Consider the following 12170-nt stretch of genomic DNA (forward strand, 5'->3'; position numbering starts at 1 on the left):
TCTAGTTATGAAATATCGTTGTTTAAAAGAATCATTCTACCGTACTGGAGGATATGAAGCTGTTACGTTGCGGCAACAAGACATGCTATCCATCAAGCAATGGAGAAATGAGCAAATGTCGGTATTGCGGCAAAGCAAGGTATTGACGGACGAAGATCAACAGTCTTATTATCAGCATGTCGTCCGACCCTCGTTTGATCAAGAACATCCTACTATCATTTTGTTCAGCTTCTTATTGGATGGAGAATGTATCGGATACGGCGGTTTAACGAATAACGATTGGATGTGCAAAAGAGCGGAGATTTCCTTCCTTTTAAATACGAACCGAATTATGGATAAAGCTGGGTACAGGAATGATTTTACCGCTTTTCTTGCGTTAATGAAGAAAGTAGCGTTTGAAGATCTCCATTTTAACAGGCTATTTACCGAAACATATGATATAAGACCACATCATGTGATGATTTTAGAAGAGAGCGGTTTTCAATATGAAGGACGGATGCGACAACATGCAGTAGTAGACGGTAAATTTGTCGATTCCTTACTACACGGCTGCTTAAAGGAGTTTAATCATGCTAACCGGTAAAAAGGTTTTTATCAGCGGCGGGGCCGGTGTAATAGGCCAAGAACTTGTGAAAAAACTGCTTCAGCGTGGAGTTGAAGTCATGGTAGGGGATATAAAGCCTCGTCCACATGGTTGGGATTCGAGTATTATATACAGGCAAGGTGATTTAAATTATATCAGCTGTCAAGAGCTGCAACGGTTTCAGCCGGAATATGTATTTCACTTGGCTGCCACTTTCGAGCGTTCTGTAGAAACCTATGAATTTTGGAATGAAAATTATGAGCATAATGTCCGGCTTAGTCATCATTTGATGCACTGCTTAAAAGATATTCCGACGCTCCGAAAGGTTGTTTTTGCATCCAGTTATTTAATTTATAATCCTGCCACATATACGTTTCAGGAGCCTGCTTTCGAGGCTGTGAATCTGAAGGAGGAAGGAGAAATCTATCCGCGTAATCTTTGTGGTGTCGCCAAGCTTTTGCATGAGATGGAGCTGCAGTTTCTACACCATTTCCGCGGTACGTCCCTGCAAACCGTAAGCGCAAGGATTTATCGAAGCTACGGGAAAAATTCCCGCGACATCATATCTCGTTGGATTCGCGCTCTGCTGCAGGATGAGACGATTACCGTCTTCCGTAAAGAGGGGTTATTCGATTACATTTACGCAGAAGATGGCGCGGAGGGATTAATCCGCTTAGCCGAGAGCGATGCTGTAGGGATTGTTAACTTGGGCAGCGGGAGAGCGCGGCGGGTACAGGAAGTGCTGGATGTCCTTGCGCTGCATTTTCCTCACATGAAAGTAACCGAGGGTGATAGCGATATACCATATGAAGCCTCTCAGGCGGATATGAGTCTTTTCAAGAAATGGACCGGCTGGGCTCCCGAAAGACATCTAGAGGATACGATCCCGGAGATGATTGCTTATGAGCGTGATTGTAGCTCGTCTGAGGTACGCTCGGAGCCGTTCCGTATTCTGATTAGCAGTGTATCGAAAAAGATACCTCTGCTAAAGTCGGTCAACAAGGCGGTCCAAAAGCTGGGGTTGGAGACGCAGATCATTGGTGCCGATAACAATCCGAACTGTATCGGGAAACATTTCACCGATATGTTCTGGGAAATGCCACGGCTGGGTCAGCTTCCGGTGACTGAGTTAATTCGTTATTGTAACGAGCACGATGTCAAATGTATTATCCCGACTCGTGACGGCGAGTTATCATATTATGCGGAACATCAAAGCGAGCTTAAGCAGCATGGCATCCATGTTATGATATCGAAACCTGATACCGTACAAAAATGCTTGGATAAACAGCTTTTCTACGAAACGTTAAAAAATGCAGGGTTCCCGGCGATCCCTACTTCAACTTCAATAAAGGACATGGAAGCTGAAAAATATGTTGTAAAAGAGAGATTCGGCGCGGGCTCGGAAAGTTTGGGGCTTGACCTCAATAAAGAGATGGCGGTTTTGCATGCATTGAATCTAAAGCAGCCGATTTTTCAGCCTTTCATTATAGGGAAAGAGTATTCCATAGACCTGTACCGTGACAGAATGGGCCGTGTTAAGGGAACGATTGTCCGTTCGCGTGATTTAGTCGTTAATGGCGAATCGCAGATTACGAAGACCGAGAATAACCCTGAGTTGGAGAAGCTGGCCTATGATATAGCGGACCATCTTGGATTATATGGACATGCCGTACTCCAAGTGCTCGTAGATGAAAAGGGTATGCCGCATATCATTGAATGCAACACTAGATTCGGTGGAGCATCTACGCTTAGCGTAGAAGCGGGACTGGACAGTTTTTATTGGTTCTTACTGGAATCTGCAGGTGCTGATATTAGCGAATACCCGTTCTTACGTTCAAAAAAAGAGAAGCGGCTAATACGCTTCGCTGAGGATTTGATCGTATGACCGTAGTCGTGTTCGACTTGGATGACACGTTATATAAAGAGCTTACGTTTGTAGAGAGTGGGTTTAAAGCCGTTTCATTCGATTTGCATAATCGATTCGGTTTGAAGCCGGAAGAAACGTTTCAAACCATGTGGTTGGAATTGCAGAGGCACGGCAGGGGAAAAGTATTTAATTGTGTTCTTGCACGGTATGGTCTGGAGACGAAAGGGAACATCCTTCATTGCTTAAATATTTACCGTAAGCATCGTCCTGATATTTCGCTATATGACGATGCCCGTCGTTGTCTTGAAGAACTGAAAGCCTATCCGATGTATATTGTGACGGACGGCAATAAGCTGGTTCAGCAAAGTAAATTACAAGCTTTGGGGCTTTATGATCATGAGTTTATTCGCCATTGTTATATCACGCGAAGGTACGGAATAAAGAATGAGAAGCCTTCTCCGCATTGTTTTATGAAAATATGTGAGAGAGAACAGGTTGATCCCAAGGATGTTGTATATATCGGAGATAACCCTAATAAAGATTTCGTGGGCATTAAACCTCTTGGTTTTCGTACTGTTCGCATTATAAGGGGTGCTTTTAGCGAGCTTATCAAGCCAAATGATTATGAAGCTGAACATCAAATCGAGAGCCTGGACGAATTGGCAAATTTATTAGGATTGAATGCATACAAAGATCCATTTGCTTGTTAAGGGAAGCGGAGGAATAAACATGTCGGAAATTACAATAGGCCATCGCAAAATCGGTTCCGGTTATCGGCCTTTCATTATAGCTGAAATGTCGGGAAATCATAATCAGTCGCTGGAGAGGGCATTGCAGATTGTAGAGGCCGCTGCGAAAGCAGGGGCCGATGCGTTGAAGCTGCAAACTTATACTGCCGAAACGATGACACTTGATATCAACGAGGGCGAATTTTTCATCGATGATCCCAACAGCTTATGGAAAGGCAATTCTCTTTATACGTTATACCAACAGGCTTATACGCCTTGGGAGTGGCACGAGCCAATTTTTAAACGGTGCAAGGAACTCGGGATCATTTGCTTTAGTACCCCTTTTGATGAAACAGCTGTTGACTTTTTGGAAGAGCTTGATGTCCCATGTTACAAGATAGCTTCTTTTGAGAATGTAGATCTTCCTTTGATCCGTAAAGCGGCATCAACAGGAAAACCGTTAATTATTTCAACCGGAATGGCATCGATTGCAGAGCTTGACGAGATGGTACGTGCTGCCCGGGAAGCCGGTGGCGAACAGCTGGTTCTTCTCAAATGCACAAGCTCTTACCCGGCTACGCCGGAGGATTCGAATTTGTTGACCATACCTCATATGAAGCAGCTGTTCCAGTGCGAGGTAGGGGTGTCCGATCACACCTTTGGCATCGGGGCCCCTCTAGCAGGTATTGCACTGGGCGCAACCGTGATTGAGAAGCATTTCACACTTCGTCGCGCCGATGGCGGAGTAGATTCCGTTTTCTCCATGGAGCCGGAGGAGATGAATGCTTTAGTCGTAGAAAGTGAAAGGGCATGGCAATCTCTAGGCAAAGTACAGTATGGTCTTCAATCCAAAGAAGAGGGATCGCTCAAACATCGCCGCTCTCTTTATTTTGCCGAGGATCTCAAGCCTGGGGATGTCCTGACCAAAGATAATTTGCGAGTCATCCGTCCTGGTCTAGGTTTAGCGCCAAAGTATTATGACATCCTTCTGGGCCGTAAAGTTAATCGGGAGATTAAAAAGGGCGCTCCAGTTACATGGGACAGCATTTTATAGAGAAGGAGCTTTACACCTCTTGAAAACAATCGAAGAGCATCGCAGCATGGATGAGTTGTTTGATCGATTATTTCCAATCTGCCGAAGCATTACGGGTCCGGGATTGCGGGAGAGCTTGGAGATTTTAGGCGAATATTTACCCTTGGAACATTTTGGGCAACCAACAGGCAGTCCGGTATTTGATTGGCAAATTCCAAAGGAATGGCGTATTCGCGATGCATGGGTAAAAGGGCCGGATGGTTCCAAAATTATTGATTTCAAAGACAGTAATTTACATGTGTTGAATTATAGCGTTCCAATTGACCGGAGAATGAGCTTGGACGAATTGAAAAAGCATTTGTTTACAATCCCTCATATGCCTGAGGCCATTCCTTACGTTACTTCTTATTATAAAGAGAGATGGGGCTTTTGCCTTCCCCACCGGCTCATGGAGCAGTTGGAAGAGGGGACCTACCATGCTTATATCGATAGTGATCATGTGGATGGCGAGTTGAACTTTGCTCATTCGATTTTGCCTGGAGAAAGCGATAGGGAAATTTTAATCAGCACGTATATATGCCATCCATCAATGGCTAATAATGAGCTCAGCGGTCCGGTGACAGCAGCCTTTCTTTACCGGAGACTGGCGTCTTGGCCGAGAAGAAGATTTACGTATAGGTTTGTGTTTGTCCCGGAAACGATCGGAAGCATCACGTACCTCCATCGTTTTGGGGCAAAACTCAAGGAGAGCCTATATTCTGGGTTAGTGCTAACGTGTTTGGGCGGTCTTGAGCACCCGCTAAGCTACAAAACATCCCGCCGCGGCAGTTCACCTGTGGATCAAGTGGTCGAGCATTTGTTCAGATTTGAATCGCTACAAGGGAATATTCGGTCTTTTACACCGATTAACGGCTCTGACGAACGTCAGTACTGCTCCCCAGGATTCAATCTTCCGGTAGGACAAATGTCCCGAATGGTGTACAATTGCTATCCGGGGTACCATAATTCCTGCGATACTAAAGAAGTCATGACAATTGAAGCCCTGCAGCAAAGTGTCGACGAGTTGGAAAGCGTATTGAAAGCTCTTGAGTTGAACGGATTTTATGTGAATCAGCGTCCGTTTGGAGAGGTGAAGCTGGACAAACACGACTTATACCCGGATTTGAATTTCCCTCTTAACGGAATTTACTCCAGCAATAACGTTGCCGATAATCGTATGCAGCTTGACCGGATACTGATGCTGCTAAACTATTGCGACGGTTGCTATTCTTTACTGGAGATTGCTGAGAAATGCAACTGCTCTCTAACAGATCTTGAACCCATTATAAACATGTTAATAGATAAACAATTATTGAAGGGTCCTTTCTTGGAGCCAAGAAATGAGATGATGACATGAAAGTCGTTTTTTTAACCGGCTCGCATCCAAGACATCTATATATAGCCCAAAAGCTGAAGGAAGCGGGTATGCTGCAGGGTCTTTTGATCGAAAACCGGGAGGACTTCGTTCCTGCCCCGCCGGAGGGATTGTCGGATCAAGACCGGGTCAACTTTATACGCCACTTCTCCGACCGTGAAGCAGCAGAGAGACGTTGGTTTGGACAGGCAGAGGGATTGGATTGGACCGATATTTCTCAGATGAATGTGACATCGGGTGAACTTAATTCCGAGAAGGTAGCCGATTGGGTACAATCTAATGGACCGGATATTGTAATCAGCTTTGGTGTTCACAAGATTGATGACGCTCTGCTGGCCAAATTTCCGGCGTATGCTTGGAATATTCATGGAGGGTTATCCCCATGGTATAGAGGCAGCATTACTTTATTCTGGCCTTTTTACTTTCTTCAGCCCAATTGGGCGGGCATGACGGTTCATTATCTCACTTCCAGCTTGGATGGAGGGGACATTGTCCATCACTCGGTCCCTGAATTATCGCAAGGCGATGGAATTCACGATGTGGCCTGTAAAGCTGTGAGGCAAGCGGCTGACGATATCGTGAAGCTGGTCGGGCTGCTGAGAAGCGGAGCAGACTTGCCTAAAGAACCGCAAAGATCAAACGGCAAGCTATTTTTATCAAAGGACTGGAAACCGCAGCATTTACGCTTGATCTACAATACCTTTAACAATGATATCGTAGACAAATATTTGGACGGAGAACTGGGGCATCAGGAGCCTCCATTAATTCGGGCCTTTTAAATATCGCGTGACACGGTAAAAGAAGAGAGGGAAAGCTGATGAACGTATTGGTCACAGGAGGCGCCGGATTTATCGGCCGGTGGGTCGTTAAACGATTATTGAACGACGGACATCAGGTTTCGGTATTGGACGATTTGTCCAACGGACGCGAAGATAACCTGGATGAGTTTCAAGGACATCCGGGGCTAGTCCAGTTTGTTATAGGCGATATCAAAAATCGGGGCTTGCTCGAAAAGCTTTTTGCCGAAGGACGCTTTGATGTTTGCTATCACCTGGGTGCATCGATCAATGTGCAAGATTCCATCGATGATCCGGAGACTACGTTCAATAACGATACAGTCGGAACCTTCTATGTGCTGGAAGAATGCCGGAAGCACACCGTAAAAGTTGTCTTTATGAGCACCTGCATGGTATACGATCGCTGCATGGATGATAAGGGGATTACCGAGCAGCATCCAATCAAGCCTGCTTCGCCTTATGCAGGGTCAAAAATCGCGGCGGAGAACATGGTTCTTTCCTATTACCATGCTTATGATTTGCCAACCGTGGTTATCCGCCCTTTCAATACGTACGGTCCGTTCCAGAAAACCGGCGGCGAAGGCGGCGTAGTAGCCATCTTCATCAAAAATACATTGGCCGGTAAAGACCTGCACATTTATGGAGATGGAACGCAAACCCGCGACCTGCTTTATGTGGAGGATTGTGCGCGTTTTGTCGTGGCGGCCGGATATTCAGGCCGGGTGAACGGGCAGATTGTGAATGCAGGCTTAGGCAGAGATATCACTATTAACCAACTGGCCAAGCTGATTGCAGAAGACGATGGAAAAATCAAGCATGTTACGCATATTCATCCGCAAAGCGAGATTCCCAAGCTGTTGTGCAACTATGACAAAGCGAAAGAGCTGTTAGGCTGGGAGCCGGAGGTTTCCTTAGAAGAAGGCATCCGCAGAACAGCGGAATGGATTCAAACAAGTCACCTGATGTAACGGGTGACTTTATTTTATCGAAGGAGGATGTATTCATGGAGAAGCTTGCGATACAGGGGGGTGTACCGGTTCGCTCCACCATGCTGGCTTACGGACAGCAGTGGATCGATGAGCGGGATATCGATGCTGTGGTCAGCGTGCTGCGCGGCCCTTTTATTACGCAAGGCCCTTACATCACGGAATTTGAAAAAGAAGTGGCATCGTATGCAGGAGCCCGATACGCCGTTGCCTTTTCCAGCGGTACAGCGGCACTGCATGGCGCGTGCTTCGCGGCGGGTATAGGGACCGGCGACGAAGTGATCACCACACCGATTACGTTTGTGGCCAGCAGCAACTGCGTCTTATATTGCGGCGGGACTCCGGTGTTCGCAGACATCGATCCGGCGACCTATAACATCGATCCTGAGGATATCAAGAGAAAAATTACTCCTCGCACCAAAGCGATTATTCCGGTGGACTTTACAGGGCAGCCTGTAGAGATTGAGGCCATTATGAATATAGCCCGGGAGCATGGGCTTTTGGTCATCCAGGATGCGGCACATTCGCTGGGTGCTGAGTATCAAAACAGAAAAATCGGCTCTTTCGCGGATATGACGATGTTCAGCTTTCACCCTGTCAAACACGTTACAACCGGTGAGGGAGGAGTCATTGTGACGGACCGGGAGGATTTGTACCGAAAGCTTCAGCTCTTCCGGAGTCATGGAATCACGAAAGATCCTTCCTTATTAACGCAGGATGAAGGGCCTTGGTATTATGAAATGCACGAACTGGGATATCACTATCGCTTAACAGATCTTCAGGCAGCCTTAGGCAGCTCACAAATGAAGAAGCTGGATGAATTTGTACGCAAGCGCAGGGAGATTGCCGCTTATTATCATGAAGCTTTTGCCAATTTGCCGGGTATTCGAATTCCTTATCAGGCTGCTTTCGCGAACTCAAGCTGGCATCTCTATATGCTTAGATTTGAGCGCGAGGCTTTTAAAGTAGACAGGCAAGAACTCTTCCTGGCGCTCCGGGCGGAAAATATAGGCGTGCATGTGCACTACATTCCCGTGTATAAGCAGCCTTATTATCAAAGAATGGGCTACAGCTCCACGCATTGTCCTGAAGCCGAGGCCTTCTACCAAGAAGCGATTACGTTACCCCTCTTCCCCAAGATGACACGTCAAGATGTGGAAGATGTGGTGCGGGCGGTCAAAAAAATATATCAACAATACGTTCAAATCTAAAATATTATGCGAAATCGCTCTAAAACAAATCCGTATTGTTTCCGATATAAATACTAACCGTATAACGGAAATGGGAGGGGATGTTGATGAGCGCTAATTTTTCAATAAACGGAACGCCCTCCAACGGAGGAGAACGGACATCGGTGGAAGGGCAGGCCCGAGTGAAATCAACGGATTTGCCAGCCGCTGCCGAAGCGTCATTATTGCCTGTAAACCTGCAATCCGCAAAAGATCTGAAATCAGCTGAGTTACGGGGAGAATATGTTTCAGTTAGCGACGAACAGTTGATTAAAGCAATCGACCGGGCGGTAAAAGCCATGCAAGGCCATTCCACATCGCTTGATTTTTCCGTACACGAGCAAACGAAGCGAATTATGGTAAAGGTGATTGACAAAGAGAACGGAAAGATATTGAGGGAGATCCCCCCTGAAAAAAACCTGGATTTTATCGCCAAGGTTTGGGAGATGGCCGGTATATTGATAGATGAACGGAGATAATCAAGGAAGGAAGGTGTGACTCATGATCAATCGCGTATCCGGTCTGGCCAGCGGCATAGATACGGAAGGCCTTATCAGTCAATTGATGCAGGCGAAGCGGGCTTCCGTAGATAAGCTTTATCAAAACAAACAAACGATACAGTGGCAGCGGGAAGCATACCGCGACATGAACACGAAGATTTACGATTTTAGGAATAATAAATTAAGCAGCTATCGTCTGGAGGGAACCTTTGCAGCCAAGACGGTAGACGTTGCCGGTAACGCTGCGGCTATTTCAGCGAAAGCTACCGGTAATGCCGTGAACGGAACGTTTAAAATTGAAGTCAAGGAAATGGCGACGGCTGCAAGCAATTACAGCGCCGGCGACATTCGGAAGACGGGGCAAAAGATAGATCCGACCTTGACACTCTCTACCCAAGTGGAGAAATTTGACGTTTTCGATCCGGGAGGCAACGAGTTTACGATCAACGGGACGAAAGTGAAGTTCGATCCGACGAAAGACTCCCTGAATGATGTCATCGACCGAATCAACAAAACAACGGATGTCAATGCGTTTTATGATAGCACTACAGGATTCGTATCGTTTGTGTCCAAAAACACGGGGCTTGTTAACAACCCGTCGGATCCTGCTTCAGATAGCGCAGCGCCAGGAACTAACCTTGGCGAGAGAATAACCTTCTCGGGCAATTTTTTAACCCAAAGTCTGAAAGTGGCCACGGGCGGTCCGAATGAGAAAGTTGCAGTCAATGCCAAAGTATCGATTAACGGGATGCCCGAGGGCTCCTATGCAAGCAATAAGATAACCGTAAATGGGGTAGAGGTTACATTACTTAAGAAGGATCCCGGCAATCCTGCCACATTAACTGTAGATACCGACACGAATAAAATCATGGATACAGTGAAAGCTTTCGTTAAAGACTACAACGATATCTTACAAACGCTTAACGATAAGCTTAATGAAGCCAGGTATAAAAGCTTTCAACCCCTCACAGATACCCAAAAGAAAGACATGAAAGAATCGGATATCACGCAATGGGAAGAAAAGGCCAAGAGTGGTATGCTCAAGAACGATGATATCCTCAGTAGAGCCGTTAGCACCATGCGGCTTGATGTGTTTTCTCAAGTCGAAACCGGAAGCAAGAAATATAAGACACTGGCTTCTATTGGTATTGAGACCGGAGAATACATAGAACGAGGAAAGCTGTATATCAAAGACGAAAGTAAATTAAAAGAAGCGATTGAAAAAGAGCCGGAGGCTATCATGGCCTTGTTTACTGCAACAGGAAACGGCGATTCGGATCAATCCGATATCGGGATCGCCAAGAGGCTGTACGATCATGCGCAGCTTACGTTGAATGAAATGATCCAGAAAGCCGGGAGTCCCGGCAGCTTTGATACTGGTGCCAAAGATCAAAGCTACATCGGGAAAAAGCTGTATTTATTGGACAAGGACATTGATGTAGCCAATGAACGTATTAAAAATCAGGAAGACATGTATTATCGAAAGTTTACAGCCATGGAGGCCGTTATTAATAAATATAATTCCCAGTCCAGTTACTTATCCCAATTAAGCCAATAGATGAAATACAAGGGTCCAACCAGTTGTTAGGGAGGAACATCGATGATACCAGCACAGAATAAATATTTGGCGACAGCTGTACAAACGGCAACCCCAGCACAATTACTCATCATGTTATACGACGGCGCAATCCGGTTTTGTCGTCTGGGCATCCAGGGCATTAAGCAGAGGAAGTTCGACGATGTGAACTATAATTTATGCAAAGCTCAAGAGATTTTGAGAGAATTGGCCATGACAGCCAACCCGAATATGGAGATCTCTGAAAATTTGGTTAAACTTTATGATTACTTCGTATTTCGGCTGATCGAAGCCAATACTAAAAAAGTTGCAGAGCCGGCGGAAGAAGTGCTTGGATACTTAGTAGAATTAAAGGAAACGTGGGTTCAAGCCGCCAAGCTTGCCAGCGCCCAGGCAGCCGGTATTACTCATGGATAGGCTGTTAACGGAACTCGAGCAGCTGACCGAAGGCTTTATAGTCAAGCTCGATTCGGTAACGGAAGAAGAGTTTGATACGTTCGTAACGGAGCGGGGAAGAATTATTTATGAAATACAAGGCATTACAAATAGTGTAGAGCTGCGTCCTGATCATAAAGAGCAAATTCAACGTATACTTCGGTACGATGAATTGCTCTTAACCGCGATGCACAAGCTGAAATCAGAAGCCGGCGATGGCTTGAAGAAAATGGATGCCGCCCGACTGCAACGCAATGCGTATGAAACGAATTATTCGATGGAAAGTGCGTTTGTGGACAAGCGGAAGTAAGAACGGCTAATGGGGTATGGAGACCAAGTCCTTGTATAGGGGCTTGGTTTTTTTAATTGAACAAACGGTTTAAGCATTGCGTCGCACCGCGAATTGCGTGTCATCGTTCGTATGGATGTAAGAAAAAACAACTCACCGACCCCTGTGGACAATGTGCATAACTCTGTTGATAACTTTGCGGAAAATGTCGGAAAACCGCGACAGGACAAGGTTTTTCGTTGTGAATAAATTGTAGAAATTTGTTAACCTCATGTTAATACACGAATTTTCTAAATATTTTGCTAACATGGTGGAACTTGGATTGACATGGATGTTGAGGGAGTGATATATTCGAAATGTAGGCTAAAGCTTGCAGTTATTTGATGATGAAGGGAATGTTTGGCATGCAAGGTAAAGTTAAATGGTTCAACGCAGAAAAAGGTTACGGTTTCATCGAGCGTGAAGACGGTGGCGACGTATTCGTACACTTCTCCGCTATCCAAACTGATGGATTCAAAACATTGGAAGAAGGCCAATCCGTTGAGTTTGATATCGTAGAGGGCGCACGTGGTCCTCAAGCAGCTAACGTCGTCAAGTTGTAATCATCCGCGGTCCGCAAGGCCGCTAGCATAGATGGTTATGGTTTTGGGGGAATGTAGCAGCGATAAGAAGAACACTCTGAAGAAATTCGGGGTGTTCTTTTTTTTGAAAGGGCTTTAATGAAGGGTTTTAC

General features: G+C 45.8%; 13 protein-coding genes. All 13 read left to right on the plus strand.

Annotated features, from left to right (window positions below; genetic code table 11):
• Positions 1–7: 7 nt before the first annotated feature.
• The 13 genes from JMF85_RS05230 to JMF85_RS05290 all read left to right on the plus strand — a co-directional run bounded on the left by JMF85_RS05230 (position 8) and on the right by JMF85_RS05290 (position 12039).
• A complete protein-coding gene (locus JMF85_RS05230) occupies positions 8–583 on the plus strand; it encodes a GNAT family N-acetyltransferase (protein ID WP_054797834.1) in 576 nt (191 codons plus the stop codon).
• On the plus strand, positions 570–2468 hold the full coding sequence (locus JMF85_RS05235; protein WP_201317856.1) for an NAD-dependent epimerase/dehydratase family protein: 1899 nt from the start codon (positions 570–572) through the stop codon (positions 2466–2468). The genes JMF85_RS05230 and JMF85_RS05235 overlap by 14 nt, the downstream gene beginning before the upstream one ends.
• Positions 2465–3160, plus strand: a complete 696-nt coding sequence (locus JMF85_RS05240; RefSeq protein ID WP_201317857.1) for an HAD family hydrolase — start codon at positions 2465–2467, stop codon at positions 3158–3160. Before JMF85_RS05235 ends, JMF85_RS05240 begins: the two co-directional genes overlap by 4 nt.
• Positions 3161–3179: 19 nt before the next feature.
• Positions 3180–4232, plus strand: a complete 1053-nt coding sequence (gene pseI, locus JMF85_RS05245; protein ID WP_127610374.1) for a pseudaminic acid synthase — start codon at positions 3180–3182, stop codon at positions 4230–4232.
• 19 nt (positions 4233–4251) lie between these two features.
• Positions 4252–5607 carry a DUF4910 domain-containing protein gene (locus JMF85_RS05250; RefSeq protein WP_236595741.1) on the plus strand — a complete coding sequence of 452 codons (1356 nt, stop codon included), beginning with the start codon at positions 4252–4254 and terminating at the stop codon, positions 5605–5607.
• Positions 5604–6404 (plus strand): formyl transferase, encoded by an 801-nt coding sequence (locus tag JMF85_RS05255; protein ID WP_127610376.1) that lies wholly within the window; start codon positions 5604–5606, stop codon positions 6402–6404. The genes JMF85_RS05250 and JMF85_RS05255 overlap by 4 nt, the downstream gene beginning before the upstream one ends.
• Positions 6405–6442: 38 nt before the next feature.
• On the plus strand, positions 6443–7390 hold the full coding sequence (locus tag JMF85_RS05260; RefSeq protein ID WP_054797836.1) for a dTDP-glucose 4,6-dehydratase: 948 nt from the start codon (positions 6443–6445) through the stop codon (positions 7388–7390).
• Between the two features lie 35 nt (positions 7391–7425).
• Positions 7426–8619, plus strand: a complete 1194-nt coding sequence (gene pseC, locus JMF85_RS05265) for a UDP-4-amino-4,6-dideoxy-N-acetyl-beta-L-altrosamine transaminase (protein ID WP_201317858.1) — start codon at positions 7426–7428, stop codon at positions 8617–8619.
• A gap of 86 nt (positions 8620–8705) precedes the next feature.
• Positions 8706–9116, plus strand: coding sequence for a flagellar protein FlaG (locus JMF85_RS05270; protein WP_127610380.1), 411 nt, complete (start codon positions 8706–8708; stop codon positions 9114–9116).
• Between the two features lie 22 nt (positions 9117–9138).
• Entirely contained in the window at positions 9139–10695 is a 1557-nt protein-coding gene (gene fliD, locus JMF85_RS05275) for a flagellar filament capping protein FliD (RefSeq protein ID WP_201317859.1), read from the plus strand.
• 42 nt (positions 10696–10737) lie between these two features.
• Positions 10738–11130 (plus strand): flagellar export chaperone FliS, encoded by a 393-nt coding sequence (gene fliS / locus JMF85_RS05280; RefSeq protein WP_127610384.1) that lies wholly within the window; start codon positions 10738–10740, stop codon positions 11128–11130.
• Positions 11123–11458 carry a hypothetical protein gene (locus JMF85_RS05285; RefSeq protein WP_054797840.1) on the plus strand — a complete coding sequence of 112 codons (336 nt, stop codon included), beginning with the start codon at positions 11123–11125 and terminating at the stop codon, positions 11456–11458. Before fliS ends, JMF85_RS05285 begins: the two co-directional genes overlap by 8 nt.
• Positions 11459–11841: 383 nt before the next feature.
• Positions 11842–12039, plus strand: coding sequence for a cold shock domain-containing protein (locus JMF85_RS05290; protein ID WP_010496818.1), 198 nt, complete (start codon positions 11842–11844; stop codon positions 12037–12039).
• Positions 12040–12170: the final 131 nt, after the last annotated feature.

Origin of the sequence: Paenibacillus sp. EPM92, from assembly GCF_016586185.1 — a bacterium.
Lineage (GTDB): Bacteria > Bacillota > Bacilli > Paenibacillales > NBRC-103111 > Paenibacillus_G > Paenibacillus_G validus.

Bases quoted from the DNA above. Each gene is read 5' to 3' on its own strand.
- JMF85_RS05230 (WP_054797834.1), top strand. From the start codon at position 8: ATGAAATATCGTTGTTTAAAAGAATCATTCTACCGTACTGGAGGATAT.
- JMF85_RS05235 (WP_201317856.1), top strand. From the start codon at position 570: ATGCTAACCGGTAAAAAGGTTTTTATCAGCGGCGGGGCCGGTGTAATA.
- JMF85_RS05240 (WP_201317857.1), top strand. From the start codon at position 2,465: ATGACCGTAGTCGTGTTCGACTTGGATGACACGTTATATAAAGAGCTT.
- pseI (WP_127610374.1), top strand. From the start codon at position 3,180: ATGTCGGAAATTACAATAGGCCATCGCAAAATCGGTTCCGGTTATCGG.
- JMF85_RS05255 (WP_127610376.1), top strand. From the start codon at position 5,604: ATGAAAGTCGTTTTTTTAACCGGCTCGCATCCAAGACATCTATATATA.
- JMF85_RS05260 (WP_054797836.1), top strand. From the start codon at position 6,443: ATGAACGTATTGGTCACAGGAGGCGCCGGATTTATCGGCCGGTGGGTC.
- pseC (WP_201317858.1), top strand. From the start codon at position 7,426: ATGGAGAAGCTTGCGATACAGGGGGGTGTACCGGTTCGCTCCACCATG.
- JMF85_RS05270 (WP_127610380.1), top strand. From the start codon at position 8,706: ATGAGCGCTAATTTTTCAATAAACGGAACGCCCTCCAACGGAGGAGAA.
- fliD (WP_201317859.1), top strand. From the start codon at position 9,139: ATGATCAATCGCGTATCCGGTCTGGCCAGCGGCATAGATACGGAAGGC.
- fliS (WP_127610384.1), top strand. From the start codon at position 10,738: ATGATACCAGCACAGAATAAATATTTGGCGACAGCTGTACAAACGGCA.
- JMF85_RS05285 (WP_054797840.1), top strand. From the start codon at position 11,123: ATGGATAGGCTGTTAACGGAACTCGAGCAGCTGACCGAAGGCTTTATA.
- JMF85_RS05290 (WP_010496818.1), top strand. From the start codon at position 11,842: ATGCAAGGTAAAGTTAAATGGTTCAACGCAGAAAAAGGTTACGGTTTC.